Origin of the sequence: Halorhabdus tiamatea SARL4B (assembly GCF_000470655.1) — an archaeon.
GTDB lineage: Archaea > Halobacteriota > Halobacteria > Halobacteriales > Haloarculaceae > Halorhabdus > Halorhabdus tiamatea.
The window spans coordinates 2,675,158-2,697,121 of the sequence record NC_021921.1; the positions used below are offsets into that span (position 1 = coordinate 2,675,158).

General features: G+C 64.5%; 26 protein-coding genes. 12 read left to right on the plus strand and 14 right to left on the minus strand.

The window, feature by feature from the left end; translation table 11 throughout:
• Positions 1 to 7: 7 nt before the first annotated feature.
• Positions 8 to 331: a DUF5789 family protein gene (locus tag HTIA_RS13165; RefSeq protein ID WP_008525506.1), complete on the minus strand. Its 324-nt coding sequence runs from the start codon at positions 329 to 331 to the stop codon at positions 8 to 10.
• A gap of 142 nt (positions 332 to 473) precedes the next feature.
• On the opposite strand from HTIA_RS13165, the gene HTIA_RS13170 reads away from it, so the two are divergent.
• Positions 474 to 2,201 carry a rhomboid family intramembrane serine protease gene (locus HTIA_RS13170; RefSeq protein ID WP_020936454.1) on the plus strand — a complete coding sequence of 576 codons (1,728 nt, stop codon included), beginning with the start codon at positions 474 to 476 and terminating at the stop codon, positions 2,199 to 2,201.
• 33 nt (positions 2,202 to 2,234) lie between these two features.
• Here HTIA_RS13170 and HTIA_RS13175 read toward each other — a convergent pair whose 3' ends face one another.
• Both HTIA_RS13175 and HTIA_RS16705 read right to left on the minus strand, forming a co-directional pair.
• Entirely contained in the window at positions 2,235 to 2,855 is a 621-nt protein-coding gene (locus HTIA_RS13175) for an METTL5 family protein (RefSeq protein WP_008525504.1), read from the minus strand.
• 119 nt (positions 2,856 to 2,974) lie between these two features.
• Complete coding sequence (locus tag HTIA_RS16705) at positions 2,975 to 3,112, minus strand: hypothetical protein (RefSeq protein ID WP_021029398.1); 138 nt, start codon at positions 3,110 to 3,112, stop codon at positions 2,975 to 2,977.
• A gap of 188 nt (positions 3,113 to 3,300) precedes the next feature.
• Here HTIA_RS16705 and HTIA_RS13180 point away from each other — a divergent pair, with 188 nt between their 5' ends.
• Complete coding sequence (locus HTIA_RS13180; protein ID WP_008525503.1) at positions 3,301 to 4,215, plus strand: hypothetical protein; 915 nt, start codon at positions 3,301 to 3,303, stop codon at positions 4,213 to 4,215.
• Positions 4,216 to 4,226: 11 nt separating this feature from the next.
• On the opposite strand, the gene HTIA_RS13185 is transcribed toward HTIA_RS13180, so the two are convergent.
• Genes HTIA_RS13185 through HTIA_RS13195 form a run of 3 tightly spaced genes read right to left on the minus strand, consistent with a single transcriptional unit; the run spans position 4,227 to position 5,612 of the window.
• Entirely contained in the window at positions 4,227 to 4,934 is a 708-nt protein-coding gene (locus HTIA_RS13185; RefSeq protein ID WP_008525502.1) for an RNase P subunit p30 family protein, read from the minus strand.
• Entirely contained in the window at positions 4,934 to 5,365 is a 432-nt protein-coding gene (locus HTIA_RS13190; RefSeq protein WP_008525501.1) for an RNA-binding protein, read from the minus strand. The genes HTIA_RS13185 and HTIA_RS13190 overlap by 1 nt, the downstream gene beginning before the upstream one ends.
• Before the next feature lie 4 nt (positions 5,366 to 5,369).
• Positions 5,370 to 5,612: a hypothetical protein gene (locus HTIA_RS13195; protein WP_008525500.1), complete on the minus strand. Its 243-nt coding sequence runs from the start codon at positions 5,610 to 5,612 to the stop codon at positions 5,370 to 5,372.
• 181 nt (positions 5,613 to 5,793) lie between these two features.
• Between HTIA_RS13195 and HTIA_RS13200 the strand changes: the two genes are divergently transcribed.
• Positions 5,794 to 6,354, plus strand: coding sequence for an NUDIX hydrolase (locus HTIA_RS13200; RefSeq protein ID WP_008525499.1), 561 nt, complete (start codon positions 5,794 to 5,796; stop codon positions 6,352 to 6,354).
• Positions 6,355 to 6,679: 325 nt separating this feature from the next.
• On the opposite strand, the gene pyrI is transcribed toward HTIA_RS13200, so the two are convergent.
• Together pyrI and pyrB are read right to left on the minus strand one after the other, a co-directional pair.
• Positions 6,680 to 7,138: an aspartate carbamoyltransferase regulatory subunit gene (pyrI, locus tag HTIA_RS13205; RefSeq protein ID WP_008525497.1), complete on the minus strand. Its 459-nt coding sequence runs from the start codon at positions 7,136 to 7,138 to the stop codon at positions 6,680 to 6,682.
• Positions 7,135 to 8,052, minus strand: a complete 918-nt coding sequence (gene pyrB, locus HTIA_RS13210) for an aspartate carbamoyltransferase (RefSeq protein ID WP_008525496.1) — start codon at positions 8,050 to 8,052, stop codon at positions 7,135 to 7,137. The genes pyrI and pyrB overlap by 4 nt, the downstream gene beginning before the upstream one ends.
• A 198-nt stretch (positions 8,053 to 8,250) precedes the next feature.
• On the opposite strand from pyrB, the gene HTIA_RS13215 reads away from it, so the two are divergent.
• Positions 8,251 to 8,880: an RAD55 family ATPase gene (locus tag HTIA_RS13215; RefSeq protein WP_008525494.1), complete on the plus strand. Its 630-nt coding sequence runs from the start codon at positions 8,251 to 8,253 to the stop codon at positions 8,878 to 8,880.
• A gap of 237 nt (positions 8,881 to 9,117) precedes the next feature.
• Here HTIA_RS13215 and HTIA_RS13220 read toward each other — a convergent pair whose 3' ends face one another.
• Together HTIA_RS13220 and HTIA_RS13225 are read right to left on the minus strand one after the other, a co-directional pair.
• Entirely contained in the window at positions 9,118 to 9,633 is a 516-nt protein-coding gene (locus tag HTIA_RS13220) for an NUDIX hydrolase (protein ID WP_008525491.1), read from the minus strand.
• Positions 9,634 to 9,711: 78 nt separating this feature from the next.
• A complete protein-coding gene (locus tag HTIA_RS13225) occupies positions 9,712 to 10,677 on the minus strand; it encodes an FKBP-type peptidyl-prolyl cis-trans isomerase (RefSeq protein WP_008525489.1) in 966 nt (321 codons plus the stop codon).
• A gap of 112 nt (positions 10,678 to 10,789) precedes the next feature.
• Between HTIA_RS13225 and cyaB the strand changes: the two genes are divergently transcribed.
• The 4 genes from cyaB to HTIA_RS13245 all read left to right on the plus strand — a co-directional run bounded on the left by cyaB (position 10,790) and on the right by HTIA_RS13245 (position 14,489).
• Positions 10,790 to 11,335: a class IV adenylate cyclase gene (gene cyaB, locus HTIA_RS13230; protein ID WP_008525487.1), complete on the plus strand. Its 546-nt coding sequence runs from the start codon at positions 10,790 to 10,792 to the stop codon at positions 11,333 to 11,335.
• Positions 11,336 to 11,398: 63 nt separating this feature from the next.
• Positions 11,399 to 12,601 (plus strand): methionine adenosyltransferase, encoded by a 1,203-nt coding sequence (locus tag HTIA_RS13235; RefSeq protein WP_008525486.1) that lies wholly within the window; start codon positions 11,399 to 11,401, stop codon positions 12,599 to 12,601.
• An 88-nt stretch (positions 12,602 to 12,689) separates the two neighbouring features.
• Entirely contained in the window at positions 12,690 to 13,910 is a 1,221-nt protein-coding gene (locus tag HTIA_RS13240) for a tRNA sulfurtransferase (RefSeq protein ID WP_008525483.1), read from the plus strand.
• Positions 13,911 to 13,949: 39 nt separating this feature from the next.
• Entirely contained in the window at positions 13,950 to 14,489 is a 540-nt protein-coding gene (locus tag HTIA_RS13245; protein WP_008525482.1) for a DUF5804 family protein, read from the plus strand.
• A 25-nt stretch (positions 14,490 to 14,514) separates the two neighbouring features.
• Here HTIA_RS13245 and HTIA_RS13250 read toward each other — a convergent pair whose 3' ends face one another.
• Together HTIA_RS13250 and HTIA_RS13255 are read right to left on the minus strand one after the other, a co-directional pair.
• Entirely contained in the window at positions 14,515 to 14,925 is a 411-nt protein-coding gene (locus tag HTIA_RS13250; RefSeq protein ID WP_008525481.1) for a response regulator, read from the minus strand.
• 90 nt (positions 14,926 to 15,015) lie between these two features.
• Positions 15,016 to 15,924: a PLP-dependent cysteine synthase family protein gene (locus HTIA_RS13255; RefSeq protein WP_008525480.1), complete on the minus strand. Its 909-nt coding sequence runs from the start codon at positions 15,922 to 15,924 to the stop codon at positions 15,016 to 15,018.
• Positions 15,925 to 16,045: 121 nt separating this feature from the next.
• Here HTIA_RS13255 and HTIA_RS13260 point away from each other — a divergent pair, with 121 nt between their 5' ends.
• Complete coding sequence (locus tag HTIA_RS13260; RefSeq protein ID WP_008525479.1) at positions 16,046 to 16,459, plus strand: thioredoxin family protein; 414 nt, start codon at positions 16,046 to 16,048, stop codon at positions 16,457 to 16,459.
• A 40-nt stretch (positions 16,460 to 16,499) separates the two neighbouring features.
• Here HTIA_RS13260 and HTIA_RS13265 read toward each other — a convergent pair whose 3' ends face one another.
• A complete protein-coding gene (locus HTIA_RS13265) occupies positions 16,500 to 16,907 on the minus strand; it encodes a twin-arginine translocation signal domain-containing protein (RefSeq protein ID WP_008525478.1) in 408 nt (135 codons plus the stop codon).
• 140 nt (positions 16,908 to 17,047) lie between these two features.
• A complete protein-coding gene (locus HTIA_RS13270) occupies positions 17,048 to 19,195 on the minus strand; it encodes a thioredoxin domain-containing protein (protein WP_008525477.1) in 2,148 nt (715 codons plus the stop codon).
• Between the two features lie 122 nt (positions 19,196 to 19,317).
• Between HTIA_RS13270 and purD the strand changes: the two genes are divergently transcribed.
• From purD to HTIA_RS13285, 3 genes are all read left to right on the plus strand, one after another.
• Positions 19,318 to 20,610, plus strand: a complete 1,293-nt coding sequence (gene purD / locus HTIA_RS13275) for a phosphoribosylamine--glycine ligase (RefSeq protein WP_020936456.1) — start codon at positions 19,318 to 19,320, stop codon at positions 20,608 to 20,610.
• 111 nt (positions 20,611 to 20,721) lie between these two features.
• Positions 20,722 to 21,132, plus strand: a complete 411-nt coding sequence (locus HTIA_RS13280; protein WP_008525471.1) for a DUF302 domain-containing protein — start codon at positions 20,722 to 20,724, stop codon at positions 21,130 to 21,132.
• Positions 21,133 to 21,287: 155 nt separating this feature from the next.
• Positions 21,288 to 21,938: a hypothetical protein gene (locus tag HTIA_RS13285; RefSeq protein WP_008525469.1), complete on the plus strand. Its 651-nt coding sequence runs from the start codon at positions 21,288 to 21,290 to the stop codon at positions 21,936 to 21,938.
• Positions 21,939 to 21,964: the final 26 nt, after the last annotated feature.

The window sequence follows — 21,964 nt, forward strand, 5'->3', positions numbered from 1 at the left end:
GACGACGTCAAAACGGCATCAGCGAGCGGAGTTGGCCGATGATCCCACTCGGATTCTGCGCGCGTCGCCGTTCGAAGATCGGGTGGGCGGCGTTGAGGAGGTTCTGTTCGGTCTCGAAAGACGTCCGATCGATCTCCGAGAGGACGTCTTCCAGAGACACTGTGTTTCCGGAGGCGTTGTACGGGACTTCCAGATCGCCGTGCGTTTCGCGCAACTCGTCGGCGGTCGCGGGAAACGAGACGTCCTCGAGGCGAGCGTCGAGCGCGGGAATGCCGAACTCGATAACGTCCGGCTCCGAGAGGCCGTCGTCGGCAGGTGGGCGAACTCCCATCGTGTCCCCGAATGCTCCCGATCGGGTAAAAACCTGCGGGCGCGGTCCGGGCCGATTGCTCGTGACAGCGAGCGCACCCGCCGAGCGGTCCAAGCCGGGCCCGGGCGTCAGTGATAAACCCGCAAGCCCCCTGTGACCGTGTATGTCGTCGATGGCGTGGGCGTCGATCGCGTTCCCGCTGGCGACGGGCGGCGTTCGATCGGCGATCGAGGCCGTCCCGCTCGTGGCCTGGCAACTGCTGTTGACGACAGGCATTCTCGTTTCCGTGATCGTGCTCTATCGAACGGCGCGTCCCCACGGCCAGTGGGGCCAGCGCCTCCGGTCGCGGCTGGTTCTCGGCCTGCCCTGGGGAACGCTTCTCGGCCTGGCGTTCGTCGTCTGCGTGTACCTCTTCGTCCAGGGCGGACTGGGGAACCTCCGAGATCCAGTCAGCCTGCCGTTTCAGGCAACCTCGTACGCCTACCCACTCGGAGTCCTCACGGCTGGGTTCGCCCACGTGAGCTGGGGACACCTGGTCGGCAACCTCTGGGCCGGCCTCGTCTTCGGATCGATCGCGGAGTACGCCTGGAGTCACTACCCCGCCGAGCGTGGCAGCGCGTCGTTCGCGTCGTGGTCGAGCAATCCGTTCGTCCGGGTTGCAATCTTCTTCACGACCATGCTCCTCGCAGGGCTACTCACGGCAGCGTTCTCCTGGGGGCCGATCATCGGCTTCTCGGGCGTGACCTACGCGCTAGCCGGATTCGCACTCGTCTTTTACCCGGTCTCGACGATTGTCGCGGTCGCCGGTTGGACTCGCCTCCGACACGTCTACACCGCGTTCGCCTCGCCGTACTCGATCGCGGAGGCGAGCGTCAGCTACGATTCTGTCTGGTGGGCGAGCACCGCCGTGCAGGGCCACGTCTTCGGCTTCCTGCTTGGAGTGTTCGTCGCCGCACTCGTCGTCCGGTTCCGCGGGACGACCACGAATCCAGCGCGGATCTGGCTCGCGGCCATGATCTATGGCATCGCCAACGGGCTCTGGCGGGTCTACTGGTTCCTGGGCGATGGTCAGTACGTCCAGTTCAAGGCGGTCGGGACGACGCTGGTGTTCGTCCTCGCCGGGCTGATCGTCGCCCTCGTCGCTGGATCAGACCGATCTGCGTTCGCCTCGCTCCCACAGGTCGACCGGCTGGTCGATCCGACGCCACGGTGGCAGATCGCGGCGAGCGTGCTGCTCGCAGTGCTGGTGACGATGTCGATTGTCGGAGCAACCTTGAACCTCGTTGCCCCCGCCGGCGGTGGCCTCCCCGACGACGCCGTCGAAGTCAACGACTACGAGATCGCCTACGCCGAGAACGTCACCAACCGCCAGATTGCGGTCCTGGATCTGCCGTTCCTCGAGCAGGTCACACAGGTCCAGACGAGCGGCGTGATCGTCACGAGCGAGAAACGCCACCTCTGGCGACGTGCGATTTCCAAACGCGCCCTGGAAGCACGCGGCAGTGGTCGCGTCCTCGTCGGCGGTGTCGGCTGGCGCACCTCGGTCTGGGCGACCCGGTCAGGGTGGTCGGTCGTCGGCGGGAACAGCACCTATCGTGTGTTCCTCGATCCCGACGGTGACGAGAAGCGCCTTGTCCACACGTCCACACCAGCGGTCGCGGATCTCCGACTCGCCAATCGAACGATCGCGATCCGTCCGGCGGCCGACGCGTTCGAAGTGGCCGTCAGACGGGGCAACCAGACGCTCGGCACGGTCGCAGTTCCCGGGAACGGCGGCAATGCGACCGTCGGCGGGGTCAGGTTCGACCGGACTGGTCGTGACCTCTATGCGAGCATCGACGGGACGCGTATTCGCGTGGCCAACCGACAGGTGCCACCGACCCGACAGTAACCGGGCTCTGGACTATCTCCGTGAGCCGGCGGGTCACCACTCGATCCGGAACAGTTCAATGTCGATGTCGCGCTCGTCGTCGTCGTGGAAGGCGAACTGCCGTGGGACCGAAAGTGTCGACCGGTAGGCGGCCGTGACCTCACCGCCGTTGTCGGCGGCGAAGGACTCGACGAAGTCGGCGCTGCCCGCGTTGTGGATCGAGTACGAGACCGTCGATATCTCCGCGGCGGCCCCAAGAAACCGCCGATCGGCGTGTTCGTTGCCGGACTGCGCGCCGAAGGGAGGGTTCATCAGTACCGTGACTGGCTCAGCCAGACAGAGCGGGGGATCGGTCGCGTCAGCCCGCAACCAGGCGACTGCGGTCTCGGTCCCGATTCGGTCCTGATTCGCGCGCGCTGTCGACAGCGGTTTCGGATCGATGTCCACGCCGACCACGCGAGCAGGATCACGGAGGGCTGCCCCGAGTGCGAGCATTCCGGTCCCACACCCCAGATCGACGACCGTTCGTCCCGCGACGTCGCCGTTGAGATCCGCCAGATGGACGAGATATGCGGCGACTGCCGGGGGTGTCCGGTACTGTTCGAGCGACGCGTCCGGCTCGTCGAACCCGGTGAGGACTCCCAGTCGCTGGGCTAACTGTCGTTTGGTGCTCATCAGTGGCGGCCCGCCTGGCTCTCCAGACGTCTTGCTTCCTCATAAGCGTTCGACGTCACGTCGGGTATCGACAGCGGTGCCGCGCCGGACAGCGCGGCGAAACGGACACTCTCCGACGCTCAGGAGCTCCAGAGATGTCGATCCTCCATCGACTCCGGGGCCCTGTAGCCCAGTACCGCGTGTCCCTGCGATTCGTGCCACGACGCCATCCGCTCGTCGATGTACTCCGAGCAGTCCTTACAGTACCATGTTGCCATATGTGTCCTCCTGGCGGGTGCGTACCGTGACGCCGCCGTCCGCCGTGAGCTACAATTAACCACGATACAGGATAATCTTTCCGGTACTTCTGGTTCTGCGGGAACGTACTGCGACAGGGGGAGAAGAAATCCCGTGACTCGACACTATTCACCCGAACGCTCAATGGGCCGGTGGCCCACGTGGGCGTATGGAACGACATCATCTCTACGGGGCTACCTTCGGCATCGTCGGCCTGCTGCTGGCCGGCATTCAACTCGTCCACGCGACCGAACAGACCGACGTTGCGGTCGCGATCCTCGTCGACGGCATCCCGTTCGCGATGCTGGGGTTGACGCTCTCGTTCGCCGGCTACTGGCTTGCGACTTCGACCGAGTACGAGGCAGACCTCCCCCGGATCGCCGCTTGGGCGGTTGGGGGAACGCTCCTGTTCACGGCGGTCGTGGCGCTGATGCTATTCAGTCAGCGTGTCGCCCCCGGGACGCTACAGCGAGTAACGTATACAGCGATCGACGGCGTGACGGTCGGAGCGATCGCCGGGACGCTCGTCGGCCTCTACGACGCCCGGAGTCGACACCATCGCCGCCGTCTCCAGTGCGAACGTGACCGAACGGAAGCGTTCGCGCGCAAGGCCGCCGACCTCAACAATTACGGTCGGGCGCTCGCTCAGTCGTCGTCGGTCGAGGAGGTCGGCGCGTTCTGCATCCAGGCCGTCTCCTCGCTGCTCGGTCTCGATCAAACCGCGTACGTCGAAGTCGAACCCGACAACGAACGGATCGTCAGCAGCACGGTCGCAGCCGTGTCCGACGACGAGATACGACGCCTGGCGAGAACAGGAGGTGACCAGGACGACGTGGTCGTCTACGGGCACGAACACACGGGCGATCCATCGACAACGTTCGAGCACTTTGGGTCGATGACGGTTCGCTTAGACAACACGGTCGGGACGACGGGCGTCCTCGTGACTGTCGGGGACATCACAACTGAACTCTCCGCCGAAGACGAACAGCTCCTCGAGTTGCTCTCCTCACACGCCGGGATGGTGCTCGATCAACTCTATCGACGCAGGGAACCGGAGACGGCGAGTTCAAACGGTCAAACGTAATTTCGACCGGATCAGGATTCCCCATCCCCGTCAGGACCGAGGCGCACGCCGGGTTCGACGAACCGATCGCTCGTTCGCGTTCGATTCCGGTCGGCAATCGCTCCCCAGGCAGACAGGCCCGCTTCGATCCACTCGGGCGAACAATCGAGAACTGCCCCGAGTGCGCCCACCTCGCGCGGCGCACGTAACTGGAGGTGTGAGGTCGCGTCGGCACTGACGACGTACGGCGCGTCGTACTGCTCGATGAGTTCCCGTAGCTTGCGGAGTCCACGGATCGCCTCGACGCGAGCACCACCGTCGGCCCTGAGAACCTCCCGCAGCGACCACTCGAGGTGAACCCCGTTTTCGGCCGCCGTCTTGGCGATGACGTGGTTGACGTCACCGTCGTCCGAAAGCGGGTGGGCCAGCACGTCGACCGCTGGCTGCTCGACAGCGAAGCGGTTCAGCTCGACGGAACCGCCGTGAACGGCGACAATCGTCCGCCGATCCCGATGGTTGCCGACGAATCCGCTGGCACGTGAGGGATCATCGGTTCGGATCTCGACGCCGTCGACGAGGTCGATTCCATAGGTTTCGGCGAGATCCGCCCGGTCGTACTCGGGAGACGCGTCGCCGTGATTTCGGACGACGAGTCCGTCGTAGCCGTACTCGGCGGCCGTGAGCGCGAGGCGGGCGACGGTGCTTTCTCCCTCCGGTTGAGCGTGGGCCGCCTCGTACATCACAGCGTCTCGAGGGCGTCACGGACGTGTTCGATCGCACGATCCTTCGTCGCCGGATACGCCTCGACTTTCCCCCGGAGCGTAATGCCGTCACCGCGCTCGACGCGGCCCGAAAAGGCCGCTTGCTTCGAGAGTGTCAGGAAAAACGACGTGTTGTCGTCGATCCGATCGACGAGTTCGTTGAGTAGTCCCTCGCGGTCGGATTCCTCGAGCGTCGATAGCTGTGCGAGGACATGTCTGATCTCGTCCGCCCGTTCTAAGCGCGTCGAGAGCACGAGGATGCGGTCGCCGTGATGGCCCTCGCTCTCGGTCCGTTCGATGTCAACCTCTTCGGGAGTCAGCGTCCGCAGAGCCGACTCGACGCGCGCGCTGTCCTCCGTGGCATAACAGAACGCCCGCAGGTCGACGTAGTGAAAGGGGACGGACGACATCCGATCAGTCGTCGTCGCCGTCAGTCTCGTCGGCGGATGCCTCGTCCTCGGCGTCGGGCGCTTCCTCGTCCGGGGCGGCCTCCAGGGCGTCGTCCGGTACGCCCTGCTCTTGGCCCTCCTCGAATTTGACCGTGTAGGTCGCGTCGCCGAACATCGTCTCCATCACCTGCGTGACGGTCCCGGTCTCGCCGTCGTAGTCGCTGTGTTCGTCGTGTAGCACGACCGTATCGTCCTCTTCGAATGCCATGGATGACGTTAGTCGGGTCGGAGGTAAAAAGGGAACTGATACGGCCTGGGAGAGCTTCCCCGCCCCATCTGTCGAACACACTTAAGTCGTCGACCGTCGAATGGGCTCGTATGATTCCTTTCGAGCCTCTCCCCCTTCGGTCGGATCGCAGCCGAAACCCACCCGACGTGACTGCCGGGCGATGACAGTCGTCGACGATCTCTGGTATCGCGCCGACGTGGCCCAGCAGGAAGCCGAACAGACCTACCATCGGCTCCTCGAGGACCAAGACGGCGTCATGGAATTCACTCGGACCCGATACGTCTCTCGGCCCCGCTTCGAGACGATCACCGGACGGGTCCAGGACAACGGCCTCCCCTACGGCGCGCACTCAGTCGTCCATCGAGACGACGGTGCGCTGTTGCTCGTCCGACACGACGACGTCGGCAAGTGGGTGCTTCCCGGCGGCGAGGTCGGTCCCGACGAGACGTTCCGGGAAGCCGCCCGGCGCGAACTGGCAGAGGAGGCCGGCATCGAGGCTGCCTTCGAGGACCTCGCCCTGCTCGGGCGCGTCCAGTTCTACTGTGACGAGTACGAGACCTGGGGTGTGCTTCCGATTTACGAGGCCGAAGCGACCGAGACGGCGCTGTCGGTCGCGGATCCCGACGACGAGATCACCGACGCCGCATGGTTTCGGTCACTGCCGGAGGACACGCGGGACCGTGACGTGCTCGTTCGCTTCCGGGAACACAGGCTGGAGTAACGAGACCGGGTCGGGAGCAAACTAGCTCCCATCCCCTATCCGAGAGCCGATACAGCAGTACAGACGCGACGTTATCGTTTTTCTTTCAGGACGTACGCGACGATCGCGAGGGTGACCAGGGCGATCAGGAGTTTCTTTTTCGACATCACCTGTTTCCTGGCTCCGCGGCGATAAAACAGTTCTGGGTCCGGGTGTCCTGACCGGCTAACGAGGCGCCATCTCATACTGCCGGCTGTGACAGACTGACGGAATTCGCCACCCCGGTGTGGCGAATATCGTTACGAACGTACAGCCGGCAGTATCATTTCTCGGCTGGCTCGCTGGGTCAGTCGATGAGTGCGGCGACGTCTTGTCGAACGATCGTATCGCAGTACTGGCACCGGACGCCGTCCTCGAGGACCTCGAATCTGGTCTCGACCGGTTCGTCCTCGGTCGTGATACACTGGGGGTTCGGACACGACAGGACGCCGACGACTTCGTCCGGTCGAGCGACGCGGCGCTTCTCGACGACCTCGAAGTCCCGGATGATGTTGATCGTTGCCGCCGGTGCGATCAGCGAGAGGACGTCGACCTCCGCCTGACTCAGCTCCCTCCCTTCGACCTTGAGGATGTCTTTCTTGCCGAGTCGGTCACTCGGGACGTTCATCACGATACTGACGGTCTCGCCGCCGCCGCTCTCGATGCCGAGAATCGAGAGCACGTGCATCGCTGCGCCGCCGGTGACGTGATCGATGACGGTTCCGCTCTTGATCTTGCTGACACGAAGTTCCTGGTCGTCGGTCATTGTGACTCACCACCGAGGACGAGATCGAGCAGTGCCATCCGTACTGGGACGCCGTTGTGTGCCTGCTCGAAGTACGCTGCGTGATCCGTCGCGTCGACGTCGTGATCGATCTCGTCGACCCGCGGAAGCGGGTGTAAAACTGTGAGATCCTCGCGCGCCTCTTCGAGCGTCTCGGCGTCGATCCGGTACTCGCCGGCGACCTCGCGGTACTCGCTCTCGTCCGGGAAGCGTTCCTCCTGGATTCGGGTCACGTACAGCACGTCCAGGCTGTCGAGGACGGGATCGAGTTCCGTGTGTTCCCGGATCGTCGCGCCTTCCTCGTGGAGGTCATACCGGACGTTCCGCGGGAGCTGGAGACTTTCCGGGCTGATGAAGTGCTGGCTCGCGCCGAAGTTCGTCAGCGCGTGCGCAAGCGAGTGGACCGTGCGGCCGTACTTCAGATCACCCATGATCCCGATCGAGAGATCGTCGAGACCGGCGTTCTCCCGGATCGTGTAGAGATCCAGTAGCGTCTGGGTCGGATGCTGACCGGCCCCGTCGCCGGCGTTGATCAGCGGCACGTCGACGAACTCGCTGGCCATCGTCGCTGACCCTTCCATCGGGTGGCGCAAGACGAGCGCGTCAGCGTAACCCTCGACGACGCGGACGGTGTCCGCAAGGCTCTCGCCTTTCTTGACGCTCGAGTACTCGACGGGGCCCATATCGACGATATCTCCGCCGAGTCGCTTGATCGAGGCGGTGAAACTCATCTTCGTCCGCGTGCTCGGCTCGAAGAACAACAGGCCGAGCAACGCGCCGGGATGACGGTCGCCGAACGCGGTCGGATCGTCCGCGATCTCGGCCGCCCGGTCGAGCACCTCCTCGATGTCGGCCCGAGAGAGTTGTTTCGCGCTGATGATGTGATCGTGACGCATTGCATTGAGTCCTGACCGCCGGGCTATTCAATCTCCCGACACACCGGCCCGTGGGAAACTGTGCACGAAAACGATCCCGAACACTGTCGAGTCTCTCGCTTTTGCTGTTTCTCAACCACGGTTTCAGCGCCGTGTACCCGCTGTGACGCTGAAATCCGGAATATTTAATCAGGTGGGGATAATAGTTACGGTCGATCTATGTCCGATCGGCTCCGGACCGGGATCGACGTACTCGATCGGAAACTCGAGGGGGGGATCCCGGCTGGAAGCATCGTCGTGATGAACGCCACGCCGGCGAGCCAGGCCGAGTTATTTCTGTACGAGTTGACTGCAACTCGGGGGACGTTGTACCTTTCGCTCGATCGTTCCGAGCAGGCGATCAGCGACAGTTTAGAACAGTCACCGACCGCGACTGGCCAGCCGACGATCAGGCACGTCTCGGGTGAAGCGCCGCTGGATAACGCGGGCAAACTCGTCAGCGCGCTCCCCGAGACGTCGAACCTCATCATCGATCCGCTGGACGTCCTCGAATCGCAGGAACCGCCCTCGCGGTTCCGTAGTTTCATGAACGACCTCCAGAACCACATATTCAATACGGGTAGCCTCGCCGTCCTGCACTGTCTGAACGGTCGATCGGTCCCCCCGCTCCGTGATACGACCGAGCATTTCGCCGACGTCGTCTTCGACCTCGATACCACCATCTCCAACGACGAGGTCGAGAACCGACTCGCGATTCCGAAGTTCCGCGGCGGCCGCGCGCCGACGAACGTCATCAAACTCGACCTCGTCGAGGAAGTCAGCATCGACACCAGCCGCGATATCGCCTAACGACCTTTTTACTGCGGTGGGTTCGCTGCGCGAACCCACCTTGCAAAAAGCTCGATCAAAAACACCTCCGAACGCGCCGCGGCGCGTTCGGAGTGAATCGCGCTCGCTCCGCTCGCGCGAATGCCAGCACTCAACTCGCAGAGACAGTGATCAGCAGATTCAAGAAGGGCTTATCGTACGAATCCTCTTTGGAAGATTCACTGGCAGTCTACAGCAGACCCCGAAATCAAACCCTTGTCACAGCCCGTTCACGCACTCCTCGTAAGCGGATACCATCCAGTCCGGGTTGAAGACGTTCTCGGGCAGGTCGTCGAACCAACGGATGTCGGTGATCTCCTCGTCGTCGACGGACGGATCGCGGTCGATTTCGGGATCGTCGGCGATGGCTTCGAAGCAGACCAGCGTCCAGCCCACCGTCTCACCAGTCCCTTCGTGCTCAAAGGTGAACTCGTCGACTGCACGGGGAGCGACCGGCGTTGCCTCGACGCCGGTCTCCTCGCCGATCTCCCGTTTGACCGCCGCGTCGAGGGACTCTCCTGGTTTGCGTGCGCCGCCGGGGGCGAGCCAACCGTCGGCCCAAGGCTCTTCGATCAGCAACACGCGACCGGCCGCGTCGAACGTCAAGGCCACCACGACCCAGCCCGATCGAACGGGTTCCGACTCGAGTGCGTCCGCGAACGCGTCCCCATCGATCTGCTCACGGCTCTCAGTTGTGAGCACGCCGTCTCGGTCGCGGGGATCGACGATCGTCATGCAAGAGAGGTGGAACTGTTCGTGGGCGATCGGCTCGGCGACGGGCGTCGCAAACTGAAAGCCGTGGTCCCGTCGGCGTTACTCCTCGACGTCGAGTTCTTCGGAGAGTTCGTCGGCATCGACGTCCACGTCGAGGTCCTCGAGTGCGTCCTCGACATCGCCACCGCCGCCCATGCCGGGCATCATCCCGCCCATGCCGCCCATCATGCCCGCACCTTCGCCGAGGGTCTCCTGGACGATGATGCGGTCGACGCCGAGCAGCTCGACGAACTGCTGGGCGATCTGCTGTTTCTGGAACATCCACTGCTGGTTCATCGGGAGCTGCGGGGTCGCCTCGATGTACAGCGTGTCCTTCTCGACCTCGACGGTCTCGGTGACCGGGCCGTCCTCGTCGTCCGCTTCCTCCGCTGCTTCTTCGAGGTCGTCGGCGTCCTCGACGATCTCCTCTTCCTCCTCGACGTCGGTCTGGAACCAGACGTCGAGGTCCATGCCGAGCATGGTGTCGAGCAGGCTCGCGGCTTTCTCTTCGCGATCGTCGACCGTGCCGAGGATCTCGTAGTCGTACTCGATGTCCTCGCCGGCCAGCGGGTGGTTGAAGTCGACACGGGCCCGCCCGCCGATGATCGTCTCGATGTAGCCCTGTTCGCCGTCGATGGTGACGGCCGCGCCGGGATAGCGGTCGTCCTCGTCGATCTTGTTGGCGCTGATGGTCCGGACTTCCTCGTCGTCGTACTCGCCGAAGGCGTCGCCAGCCGGGACGACGACCGTGCCCTCGTCGCCGACCTCTTTGCCGGTGATGTCGTCTTCGACGTCCGGGAAGATGTGCCCCTCACCGAGGACGATCGTTCGCGGTTCGAACTCCTGGTCCTCGCCGACGCCTTCTTCGTCGGCGACGTCCTGGCTGGTCGTGTCGACGAGATCGCCGCCTTCGACGGTCCGGGCGGTGTAGGCGACTGTGACGAAGTCCCCGTCCTGGAGGCCGCTCGATTCGGCGTCGTTCTCGGTCTCGGCGTCGGCCTCGTCGGCCGCTGAATCGTCGCTCATACCCCAACCGACACTCGTTTCGCTCTTAAGGACAACGTTTCCGACTCGCGGGCCGAGACTGCCGAGACGCCGAGTCGAGCCGTTTTTGCCCGGGCAACCGTTCCGTCGTGGCATGTACGAGGTCGAACTCAAGGTCCGCGCCGACCACGAGCGGGCACGGGAGGCGCTGCTTTCGGCCGGAGCCGACCCGCTCGGGACGGTCCGGCAAGTCGACACCTACTACGAGCCCCCTTATCGAGACTTCGCCGCTACTGACGAGGCATTCCGGGTCCGGCGCGAACACGTCCACGGCGACACCACGGCGAAAATCACGTACAAAGGCCCGAAGATCGACGCCACCTCCAAGACTCGCGAGGAACACGAGACCACCGTCGCCGACGGCGAGACGGCTGACGCGATTTTCCGTGGACTCGGCTTCGAACCGGTCGCCACCGTCGAAAAAGAACGCCACCAGTACGCGCTCCGGGAGTTCACCGTCACGCTCGACGACGTGGCCGATCTCGGGGCGTTCCTCGAAGTCGAGACCGACGTCGAGACCGAGGCCGACATCGAGGCCGCACGCGAAGCCGCGACAGCACTGCTAGGGGACCTCGGCCTCGACCCCGAAGACCAGATCCGGACGTCGTATCTCGGCCTCTTGCTCGATAATGAGCCATAGTAATCGTTTTGGGCCAGAAGGTTTCCGTAAGTTATAGACGCCGGGGCTGGCTACGGGTTGGTAATGAGTGAACGGAACATTCGGATCACGCAGGCGAGCGGGCAAGCAGTCGAAGATCAGCGGGTAGAAGTCGTCGAGCGCAAGGGAATCGGTCACCCGGACTCGATCTGTGACGGGCTCGCCGAGGCTGTCTCCCAGGCGCTCGCACAGGCGTACCTCGATCGCGTCGGGAAAGTGCTGCACTACAACACCGACGAGACCCAACTCGTGGCCGGAACGTCCGCGCCCGCCTTCGGCGGCGGCGAAGTCATCGAACCGATCTATCTGCTGCTCGTCGGTCGCGCGACCAAGGAATACCAGGGCCAGCGCATCCCGACGGACACGATCGCGCTCGAAGCGGCCCGCGAGTACCTCGACGAGACGTTCCCCCACCTCGACGTCGGCTCGGACGTGATCGTCGACGTCCGACTCGGCGAGGGCAGCGGCGATCTCCAGGAGGTCTTCGGCGAGGACGGCGCGGTCCCGATGGCCAACGACACGTCCTACGGCGTCGGCCACGCGCCCCTGACCGAGACCGAACAGATCGTGCTCAATACTGAGCGACGGATCAACGGCGATTACACCGACGAACACCCCGAAATCGGCCAGGACATCAAGGTCATGGGCAAGCGCGAAGGCGACGCGATCGACGTGACCGTCGCCGCCGCGACAGTCGACGCGCACGTCAACGACATCCACGAGTATCGCGACGCCGTCGAGGGCGTCCGGGAGTACGTCGCCGATCTCGCGACGGAGTACACGGATCGAGACGTTCGAGTGCAGGTCAACACCGCCGACGACTACGAGGAGGGGTCGATCTACCTCACGACGACGGGCACCAGCGCAGAGCAGGGCGACGACGGCTCGGTCGGCCGTGGCAACCGTGCCAACGGCCTCATCACGCCGAATCGCCCGATGAGCATGGAGGCGACCAGCGGGAAGAACCCCGTCAACCACATCGGGAAGATCTACAACCTCCTGAGCACCGAGATCGCCAAGTCGGTCGTGAGCGAAGTCGACGGCATCCGACAGTTGCAGGTCCGACTCCTCAGCCAGATCGGCTCGCCGATCGACGATCCACACGTCGCCGACGCCACCATCGTGACCGAGGGCGGTCTGGCGATCACCGACGTCGAGGACGAGGTCGAGGCGATCATCGACGACGAACTCGAAGATATCACGGGCGTCACCGAGCGCGTCATCGAGGGCGACCTGTCGACGTTCTGAGACGGCTCGGCGTCTGACTTCGATCCAGACACGCCCAATTCGATCGGTGTCGAAGCCTGTTTATTCACCCGTCGAGTACCCGCGGTAGATGCACCCGCCAGGAGCCGACGTGGTCGTCGTCCGCCACGGGGAAGTCGGCGTCAAGAGCGACCAGGTTCGGATGAAAATGGAGTTTCAACTCCAGGAGAACCTCAACGCCCTGCTCGCGGATCGCGACCTGCCGGGTGACACTGGCTGTCAGCGCAATCGGCTGTACATCCGGACTGAGGAGTCGGCCGTCGAGGACGCCACCGCGGCCGCTGTCGAGGCCCCTGGCGTGGTCTCGGCGAGTCCCGCCCGATCGGTCGAGCCGACGCTCGATGCGATCACCGAGGCACTCGCGGAAACTGCCAGGGCCTGCCACGACGGCGGTCCGTTCGCCGTCGAGGCTCGACGGGCCGGGAACGCCGACGCCCACGACTTCTCCAGTCGCGATCTCGAATCCGAGGGCGGCCAGGCGATCTGGGACGCGATCGAGGACGGGGGCGGTACTCCGGAAGTCGACCTGGACGATCCCGAATTCACTACCTTCGTCGACTGTCGACCCGACGAGGCGTTCGTCTTCGTCGAGAAACGGGCTGGACCGGGTGGCCTACCGCTCGGGACGCAGCAACCACTGGTGGCGCTGGTCAGCGGCGGGATCGACTCGCCGGTCGCGGCCTGGCAGGTCATGGCCCGCGGCGCACCGATACTTCCGGTGTACGTCGATCTCGGCGATTACGGCGGTGCCGACCACCGCGCTCGCGCGGAGACGACCGTCGCAGCACTCGCCCGGCGCGCACCGAACTTCGACCTCCAGCTGAGGGTCGTCGACGGCGGAAGGGCTGTCGAGGAACTCGTCGCGAAGACCGACGCCACCCGGATGCTCTCGCTGCGTCGGTTCATGTATCGGGCCGCCGAAACCGTCGCCCGCGAGCACGACGCCGTGGGGATCGTCTCCGGAGAAGCGATCGGCCAGAAGTCGAGTCAGACGACCGCCAACCTCGCGGCGACCGACGTCGTCACCGACCTGCCGATCCACCGGCCGTTGCTCACGATGGACAAGACAGACATCATCGAGCGAGCCCGCGAGCTTGGAACCTACGACGACGCGACCGTCCCGGCGGGGTGTAACCGCGTCGCGCCGTCGCGGCCGGAGACAGCCGGTACGCCGATGTCGGTAGTCTCAGCCGAACCCGAAGAGTTGCTGGCGATGGCTGAATCCGCCGCTCGTGATCCGGCTGTCGTCGACGTGAGAGCGTACGACGAGACGCCAGTGGCCGGTCGGTGACGAAACCGCTTTGGGCCGGCGGGTCGTTGTGCCGCGTGCATGACACGGGTCTGTCTGCTCGGAAACGACGACGTTCCCCTCCGGCAGACGTTACTCGGCCACGAGACCGCACGGCACGCCCTCGCCACCTACGAGCTCGCCGAACCGTTCCACAACGCGATCGAACTGGAGACGGTGAGCCTCGGCGCGGCCGTGTCCCTGTTGAACGACCTCAACTGGTATCTCGTTCGGTACGTCGACACCGTCTTGGTGCACGAGCCGAGTATCAGCGAGGCCGAATGGCTTTCCCGAGACCTCGCGACCGCGATCCGGGACGGCGAGATCGAACCAGAGGCGTCCGGCCGCTATCTCAAGGTGTACGGCGTCGAGCAGCCAGCCGAGTCGCCCGCGACGACGGATGCATCCGACGAAGTGCCCGACGAAGGTGAAGGCGGTCGACAGCACACCGACGCCACTGCCCCGCGCCTCGTCGAGCCGATGTACGTCACGCGGACGGGCGGCTCGATGCCGGAATACGATCTCCGGACGGTCGAAGAGACCGTCGTCTTGCGCGTTACCCAACGCGCATTCTCGCGGTGAATTGGCGGTCGCTGCGAGCGGACCGCTACTTCGAGACAGACGTTTGAGACCGACGGGGCGCGCCCATAACGGCGTTCGAGATCCGCGCTGCCAGCCGCTCAAATTGTCCGCTGTCGGTCGCTTTCCGGACGCAGTCAGTCACCTCGTGGGCAGCCGCTGCGCTGGCGAGTGCTTCCGCTTTGCCGGTGAACAGGATGAACGGCAGCTCGGCATACTCGGACCGAATCGAGCCCAGCAGTTCCAGGCCGTCCATCTCGGGCATATCGTAATCACTCACCACACAGTCGACCGATGCACTCTCGAGGCGTTCGAGTGCCGCACGCGGATCCGTCTCGGTGATCGTCTCGAACCGTTCGTCCGCAGCTTCGAGCAGCGACGCCGTCAGCACGACGAGATCCGGTTCGTCGTCGACACAGAGCACGGTGATTCGGTCCATCGCTGTTCGTGATAATGTGGGTTACTACCATAAACCATGTCAGGTAATTACACGACGCGAAAATCGGCGGAGTGTTCGGGATAGCCAGGTTCAGTCGAACAGACCCGTCGAGAGATACCGCTCGCCGCTGTCCCAGAAGACGGTCACGACCAACGGTGGTTCCTCGGCGTCAGGATCGGCCAGTTCGCCGGCGACCTCCCGGGCGATGACGCCCATCGCGCCACTGGACTGCCCGACGAGGATGCCCGCCTCGCGGGCGAGGCGACGGCACTCGGCTTCCGCGTCGGCGAGTTCGATGGTCCGCACCTCGTCGATGACGTCCCGGTCGAGGTTCTCGCTGACGAAGCCCGGACCCATCCCCTGGAAGTCGTCGTCCCCGGGTTCGCCCGTCGAGAGAACGGCGTTCTCGGCGGGTTCGACGGCGACGACGTCCACGTCGGGGAACGCCTCGCGGAGCCGACGGGCCGTCCCGCTGATCGTCCCGCCAGTGCCGACGCCGGCGACGAACGCGTCGATCGTGCGGTCGCCGACTTGCTCTACGATCTCCGGGCCGGTCGTCTCGTAGTGTGCCTTGGGGTTCGCGGGGTTCTCGAACTGGCGGAGTTGTACCATGCCCGCCTGGGCTTCGAGTTCGTCCGCGCGATCCCGAGCGTCCGTCATGTCGCCTTCGATCAACTCGAGGTCCGCGCCGTACGCTTCCATCAGCTGGCGGCGCTCGATGGACATGTCGTCGGGCATGACGATCGTTACGTCGTAGCCTTTCGCGGCCCCGACCAGCGAGATGCCGATCCCGGTGTTCCCGCTCGTAGGTTCGACGATCCGGTCACCTGGAGAGAGGTCGCCGTCGCGCTCGGCAGCCTCGATCATCCCGAGTGCAGGTCGGTCTTTTGCGGACCCGCCGGGATTGAACGATTCGAGTTTGGCGGCGACGGTCGCGCCCGATGGCGAGTCAATCTCGACCAGCGGCGAGCCGATCGTCTCGAGAATGCTGTCGTCCATTGGCCCCGGATTCGACGCCCGGGAGTAAACACCCGGCGGTCGCTGGCAGGTCCTGCCGGTGTCTTCGTCGCCTGGCTCCGCAAGCGTGGCTGTTATGCAGCGTCGAACCCAGAGTCCACCAATGACACTGGAAACGATGGAGCCGAACCCTGTCTGGAACGATGACGCCCACGCCGAGACCGTCGAGACACTCGCGGACTTCGCCGACGCGACCTTCAAGATCTGGGGCGCGGACTGGTGTGGCGACTGTCGCTCCCAGTTACCCGACTTCGCCGCCGCGCTCGACGCCGCGGAGATTCCCGACGAACACGTCGAGCACTATCCGGTCGACCGCGACAAGCAAGGCGAGGGCGTCGAGGCGTACGGGATCGAGTTCATTCCGACCGTCGTCGTCGTGCGCGACGGCGAGGAACTCGCCCGCTTCGTCGAGGAAGAGCGCGAGTCGATCGCCGTCTACCTGGCCGGCCAGCTCGAAACAGTCACGACCCATCCACCGACAAGCTCCGCCCTTCAGGGCGGAGAAGGTGACAACTGAGCCATCGCCGCACACGCCGGAACCATGTCCGGAACCCCTCTCAGCCGGTCTGCAAAAGGAAGTCGACGTTTGCTGTGTCGTCAATGAAGATGTAGAGCGGTGCGAGCTCGATGTCGGGCGATTCCCAATTGAAGGTCTCCGACCCCCCGTTCTCGACCGTCACTGTGACAGTATAGGGGCGTCCGAGTGGGAGCTTGCTCTGATTGACCGGGTCGACCGTCTCACCAGGGTCGACCGTCATCGTCCGATCGACGACGGTCCCTTCGTTCCCTGCTGAACGTGTAATCGAGACGGTTACCGTTCTGGGCTGGCTGGCTCCGCTGTACAGAATGACGTCGGTCGCACCGGGCTGATCCCAAAGAAACGAACACCCGGCAGTGGCGACGGCCCCTGTCGCGGCCGCTCCCGACAGAAACGTTCGCCGATCAGGTGAGAACGTATCCCCCATGTGACACTGTACCGTCTCGTGGCGGACATGTAAATTTTTCTGTGGGAACGTATCGAAACCGGGTTCTTGCCTGCATTCGCCACGACGAACACAACCGGCGATCGGTGTCGACTGTCCACGCATTCGGCTCGAGATTCACCTCAGCGGCCAGTGTCGAACCATGACAGCGCCTCCTCGACGTCGTGCAGCGGCCGCGAGCACGTAAAGTCCCGGCAGGCGTAGATCGTCGCATCCTCCTCGGCCAATCGCCCCGCGAAGATCGGCGGTGCTTCCCCGAGTTCGAACTGTTCGAGCCACGTTTCCAGTCCTGCTTCGGTTGGCGGCCGGCGTGCGAGCACGCGAGCAGGGAGGTACGTCTCGCCGATTCGATCCCGCCACGCAGCCGGGATTTCGTCGGAAGCGACGGTCAGTTCGGTCGAGCCGTTGGCGTCGCGATCCCCTGCCAGCACGAGCGACGCATGCTGGAGTGGCTCGGCGGCGATCGCGCTGTGATGGGTTTCGAGGACTGCACTGGCGATTTCGCCGAACCGATCGTGGGGGACGAATTCATCGAGCGTGACGAGGACGTCGACGGCCACGCCGGCGCTGGAGGGTGTCGAGCGGTCCGTCAATTCCTGGGGCCGGGCGAGTAGGTCCGTCTCTCGGCTCTCTCCCGGCGCTTCGGTGAAATACAGCGTCCCCACGTCCTTATCGAAGAAGCGCGTCTCGATCTCCCGGGCGAGATCGAGCGCGAACGCGAGGTGGTCGAGGTCGCCGCTCGCCCCATAGCAATCGAGCGCGCCGCGGGCGAGGAACGCGTAGTCCTCGAGGTAGCCGTCGACGCGGACGTCGCCGTCGATGTACCGGCGCTTGAGGAGGCCTGCATCGTCGTCCCAGAGGGTTTCGCGGACGAACTCCAGGGCGTCGACGGCCCGATCCAGGAAATCGTTCCCGAGCGTGAGTGATCCCTCGGCGAGCGCCGAAATCGCGAGCCCGTTCCAGCCAGCGAGGATCTTCTCGTCGCGCGGTGGTCGCGTGCGCTCCGAGCGTGCGTCGAACAACTCCTCGCGCGCTCGATCGAGTCGCTCCCGGACTTCGCCGGCACCGAGTCCCGACCGGGCCGCCAATTCGTCCACGCTCGCGGCGATCGTCAGGACAGTCTGGCCGTCCTCGAAGTTGCCCTCCTCGGTGATGCCGTAGCGCTCGCAGACGAGTGAAACGTCCGTCTCGTCGTCGATGACCTCACGAACTTGCGCCGGCGTCCAGACGTAGAACTTGCCCTCCTCGCCCTCGCTGCGGGCGTCGAGCGTGCTGTAGAACCCGCCCTCGGGATGGCCGAGCTCCCGGTCGAGGAAGTCGAAGGTCTCACGAGCGACGCGGGCGTATCGCTCGTCGCCGGTTGCGCGGTACGCTTCGAGCAACACCCGCGGAATCTCCGCGTTGTCGTAGAGCATCTTCTCGAAGTGCGGGACTGTCCAGGATCGATCAGTCGCGTAGCGATGGAAGCCGCCGCCGACGTGATCGTAGAGCCCGCCGTCGACCATCGCATCCAGCGTCTCGGTGAGGATCGAACGGTATTCGGTGGCTTCGGCGTTCTCGCCCTCCTCACGCCTCGCGTCGCCAAATCGGGCGTCGGCCCGCAACAGCAGTTGCAGGCGGCCGGGCTGGGGGAACTTCGGCCCGCCGGAGCCAAAGCCGCCTTGTTCGCGGTCAGCGGTACGGACCGCCGCGTCAGCACCTGATCGGAGCAATTCGTCGCCAGCGGTGTCGCGTGCTGCGTCCGGCGTCCCCTCGAGTTCGCCGCTGATGGCGTCAGCCCACTGATCGGCTCGTTGTTCGATCCCTTCACGGTCGTTCTCCCAGGTCGCCTGGAGGTCTTCGAGCAGTTCAGCGAAGCCGGGTCGACCGCCTCGAGAGTCGGGCGGGAAGTACGTCCCGACGTAGAAGGGACGACCGTCGGGCGTCAGCCAAACCGAGAGGGGCCACCCGCCCTGCTGGTCGAGAAGTTGTGCCAGGGTCTGGTAGATCCGGTCGACGTCCGGGCGCTCCTCGCGGTCGACTTTGATCGGAACGAAGTTCTCGTTGAGGACGGCCGCCGTCTCGTCGTCCTCGAAGCTCTCCTCGGCCATGACGTGACACCAGTGACAGGCGGCGTAGCCGATCGACAGGAAGATGGGTTTGTCCTCGCGTTCGGCTGCCGAGAGGGCGGTCTCGTCCCAGGGCTGCCAGTGAACCGGGTTGTCGGCGTGGGCCTGGAGGTACGGACTTCCCTCTTCCGCGAGTCGGTTTCGCTCGATTGGGGCGGTCATACGCGGATTCGGAGTGCCGGCGGTAAAACCGTCGTGTCGGCGGCGAAATGGACGGGGTCTCCGTGGGCACGGCGGTCCGGCAAAGAGCAACCTTTACACTCCCCTGGCGTGGCGGTTCTCCCATGACGGAGACGGTCCTACTGGTCGGGGGTGGCGGTCGAGAGCACGCGATCGCCCGCGCGCTCGCCGATTCTGTCTGTTCGCTGTACGCCGCCGCTGGCAACCGCAATCCTGGTATCGCCCGACTCGCCGACGGCTTCGAGACGGTGGAGACGACGGACCCCTCGGCGGTCACGTCCTACGCCGAGTCCGTCGACGCGACGCTCGCGGTCGTCGGCCCGGAGGCCCCGCTCGAAGCGGGCGTCGCCGACGCGCTGGACGACGCCGGGGTCTACGCGTTCGGACCCCAGGCCGAGGAGGCACGCATCGAGACGGACAAGGGCTTCCAGCGCCGGTTCATGGCGCGCAACGACATTCCGGGCCTCCCGGACTTCGAGGAGTTTACCGACACCGAGGCTGCCTGTGCGTACATCGACGAGTACGACGGCGACCTGGTCGTCAAACCGGCGGGACTGACCGGCGGGAAAGGCGTCCGCGTCATCGGCGATCAGGTGACGGCCGAGGAGGCCAAGGCCTACATCCGCGAGTCCGAACACGACCGCCTCGTCCTCGAGGAGCGACTCGTCGGCGAGGAGTTCACCGTCCAGGCGCTGGTCGCGAACGGCGACGTCCGCGTGACGCCCGCCGTCCAGGACCACAAACGCGCCTACGAGGGCGACGAGGGGCCAAACACTGGCGGGATGGGAAGCTACAGCGACGCGACGCTCGAACTGCCCTTCATGGACCGGGCGGACTACCTGGCGGCCGTCGAGATTCTCGAAGCGACCGTCGAGGCCCTCGATGGATACAAGGGCGTCCTCTACGGCCAGTTCATGCTCACCGCCGACGGAGTGAACGTCGTCGAGTTCAACGCTCGCTTCGGCGACCCCGAGGCGATGAACACGCTGCCCGTCTTGGAGACCGACCCGCTCGACGTGCTCGTATCGGCCCGGGAGGGCGAGTCCCTCCCCCAACTCCAGTTCCAGTCGGGCGCGACGGTCTGTAAGTACGCCGTCCCTGACGGGTACCCGACCGATCCGGACGCCGGTGCGAAAGTCCAGATCGACCCCGAAAGTGCCGGTGACGCCCGACTGTTCTACGCGAGCGTCGACGAACGCGACGACGGGATCTACACGACGACCTCCCGCTCGTTTGCGGTCGTCGGCATCGCGGATTCGATCACCGACGCCGAGGCGATCACGACCGACGCCCTACAGCGGGCAGGCACTGAGGGGTTGCGCGTGCGCTGGGACATCGGCACACCCGACCTGGTCCAGTCTCGGATCGACCACATGGCCGAATTGCGCGGGGAGTGACTTCCAGGCCTGATTCTCTCAGGGACAACCAGTCTTGTCCGCTGGCCCCAACAACGGGCAACAGTTGTGAGGAGGGGAGGTATTACCCCCCTGGCACCCGTCTATCTGTGTATGGCAACGTACACGAACCGCTATCGAGTCGACGCATCGTTCGACGAAACGATCGAAGCCGTCACTGACGCGCTGGGTGAGGAAGGCTTTGGCGTTCTTGCGGACATCGACATGCAAGGGGCGTTCCAGTCGAAACTCGACGAGGAGTTCGACCGCTATCGCATCCTGGGCGCGTGCAATCCTGCACTGGCCTTCGACGCGCTCGACGAGGAGTTCGAACTCGGCGCACTCCTGCCCTGTAACGTCGTCGTCTACGACGACGGCGATGCCACGGGCGTCAGCGTCGTCGACCCGACCGAGATGCTGTCGGTCGTCGACAACGACGACCTCGACCCGATAGTCGACGAGGTCGCCGGACGACTCGAACGGGCACTCGAGGCAGTTCCGGATGCGGAACCGGTCGGCGAGTGACCGGGCGCGTCTCCGAGACGACAGCGTCACGGCGTCTACGCCGCTCCGAAAGAAGCGTTTCACGCCGTCTGCACTGATCGAATCGGGATCCACACGATGAATCGTCGTGGTCGCCGATCCCAAGGAATTTGGCCGTGCTTGCCGGACATATCTGTATGAACCAACAGCGAACCGACGCCCTCGTCGACGCGACGTACGGCGCGCTGATCTTCGTCTCTGTGATCCTGATCGTCGTCGTCGACAACGATGTCGGACTGGCGTTTGGGATTGGTGTCCTGGTCTCGTACTTCGTCCACGTGGCCTGGAAGATGTCACAGTACGATCCCGACTGGATGGTGTCGGCTGTCGAACAGACTGTCGAGGAGACGGTGACTGAGACCGTCGACGAGACGGTCGAGAAGCAGGTCGGCGAGACTGTCGAATCCACCGTCAAGGAGACTGTCGACAAGCAGATGGGCGATTCCGTCAACGCGAGCGTCGAGGAGACGGTCGGCGAGACGGTCGAGAAAACCGTCGAAGCGGCCGTCGACGAGCAAGTCGGTGAAACGGTCGAAAAGACGGTCGAAGAGACCGTCGACGAAACGGTCGGCGAAACGGTCGAAGAGACCGTCGGCGAAACAGTCGAGGAAACCGTCGAACAAACGGTCGAGGAGACGGTCGAAGAAACGGTCGGGAAGACGGTCGAGGAGACGGTCGAAGAGACCGTCGAGCAAACGGTCGAGGAGAAAGTCCAAGAGACTGTCGAGGAGAAGGTCGACGACTCCGTCGTCGACACGGACGACGACCCGGAGGCCGACTCCGACTGAGAGTCCGGTCACCAGTCAATTATTTA

Excerpts from the sequence above, each read along its gene's own strand:
- HTIA_RS13285 (WP_008525469.1), top strand. The coding sequence starts at position 21,288 with ATGAACCAACAGCGAACCGACGCCCTCGTCGACGCGACGTACGGCGCG.
- HTIA_RS13195 (WP_008525500.1), bottom strand. The coding sequence starts at position 5,612 with ATGGCATTCGAAGAGGACGATACGGTCGTGCTACACGACGAACACAGC.
- HTIA_RS13215 (WP_008525494.1), top strand. The coding sequence starts at position 8,251 with ATGTCCGATCGGCTCCGGACCGGGATCGACGTACTCGATCGGAAACTC.
- pyrI (WP_008525497.1), bottom strand. The coding sequence starts at position 7,138 with ATGACCGACGACCAGGAACTTCGTGTCAGCAAGATCAAGAGCGGAACC.
- HTIA_RS13190 (WP_008525501.1), bottom strand. The coding sequence starts at position 5,365 with ATGTCGTCCGTCCCCTTTCACTACGTCGACCTGCGGGCGTTCTGTTAT.
- HTIA_RS13180 (WP_008525503.1), top strand. The coding sequence starts at position 3,301 with ATGGAACGACATCATCTCTACGGGGCTACCTTCGGCATCGTCGGCCTG.
- HTIA_RS13170 (WP_020936454.1), top strand. The coding sequence starts at position 474 with ATGTCGTCGATGGCGTGGGCGTCGATCGCGTTCCCGCTGGCGACGGGC.
- HTIA_RS13185 (WP_008525502.1), bottom strand. The coding sequence starts at position 4,934 with ATGTACGAGGCGGCCCACGCTCAACCGGAGGGAGAAAGCACCGTCGCC.
- HTIA_RS13240 (WP_008525483.1), top strand. The coding sequence starts at position 12,690 with ATGCACCCGCCAGGAGCCGACGTGGTCGTCGTCCGCCACGGGGAAGTC.
- HTIA_RS13220 (WP_008525491.1), bottom strand. The coding sequence starts at position 9,633 with ATGACGATCGTCGATCCCCGCGACCGAGACGGCGTGCTCACAACTGAG.
- HTIA_RS13265 (WP_008525478.1), bottom strand. The coding sequence starts at position 16,907 with ATGGGGGATACGTTCTCACCTGATCGGCGAACGTTTCTGTCGGGAGCG.
- HTIA_RS13280 (WP_008525471.1), top strand. The coding sequence starts at position 20,722 with ATGGCAACGTACACGAACCGCTATCGAGTCGACGCATCGTTCGACGAA.
- purD (WP_020936456.1), top strand. The coding sequence starts at position 19,318 with ATGACGGAGACGGTCCTACTGGTCGGGGGTGGCGGTCGAGAGCACGCG.
- HTIA_RS13225 (WP_008525489.1), bottom strand. The coding sequence starts at position 10,677 with ATGAGCGACGATTCAGCGGCCGACGAGGCCGACGCCGAGACCGAGAAC.
- HTIA_RS16705 (WP_021029398.1), bottom strand. The coding sequence starts at position 3,112 with ATGGCAACATGGTACTGTAAGGACTGCTCGGAGTACATCGACGAGCGG.
- HTIA_RS13175 (WP_008525504.1), bottom strand. The coding sequence starts at position 2,855 with ATGAGCACCAAACGACAGTTAGCCCAGCGACTGGGAGTCCTCACCGGG.
- HTIA_RS13245 (WP_008525482.1), top strand. The coding sequence starts at position 13,950 with ATGACACGGGTCTGTCTGCTCGGAAACGACGACGTTCCCCTCCGGCAG.
- HTIA_RS13235 (WP_008525486.1), top strand. The coding sequence starts at position 11,399 with ATGAGTGAACGGAACATTCGGATCACGCAGGCGAGCGGGCAAGCAGTC.
- HTIA_RS13270 (WP_008525477.1), bottom strand. The coding sequence starts at position 19,195 with ATGACCGCCCCAATCGAGCGAAACCGACTCGCGGAAGAGGGAAGTCCG.
- HTIA_RS13260 (WP_008525479.1), top strand. The coding sequence starts at position 16,046 with ATGACACTGGAAACGATGGAGCCGAACCCTGTCTGGAACGATGACGCC.
- HTIA_RS13255 (WP_008525480.1), bottom strand. The coding sequence starts at position 15,924 with ATGGACGACAGCATTCTCGAGACGATCGGCTCGCCGCTGGTCGAGATT.
- HTIA_RS13200 (WP_008525499.1), top strand. The coding sequence starts at position 5,794 with ATGACAGTCGTCGACGATCTCTGGTATCGCGCCGACGTGGCCCAGCAG.
- HTIA_RS13165 (WP_008525506.1), bottom strand. The coding sequence starts at position 331 with ATGGGAGTTCGCCCACCTGCCGACGACGGCCTCTCGGAGCCGGACGTT.
- pyrB (WP_008525496.1), bottom strand. The coding sequence starts at position 8,052 with ATGCGTCACGATCACATCATCAGCGCGAAACAACTCTCTCGGGCCGAC.
- cyaB (WP_008525487.1), top strand. The coding sequence starts at position 10,790 with ATGTACGAGGTCGAACTCAAGGTCCGCGCCGACCACGAGCGGGCACGG.
- HTIA_RS13250 (WP_008525481.1), bottom strand. The coding sequence starts at position 14,925 with ATGGACCGAATCACCGTGCTCTGTGTCGACGACGAACCGGATCTCGTC.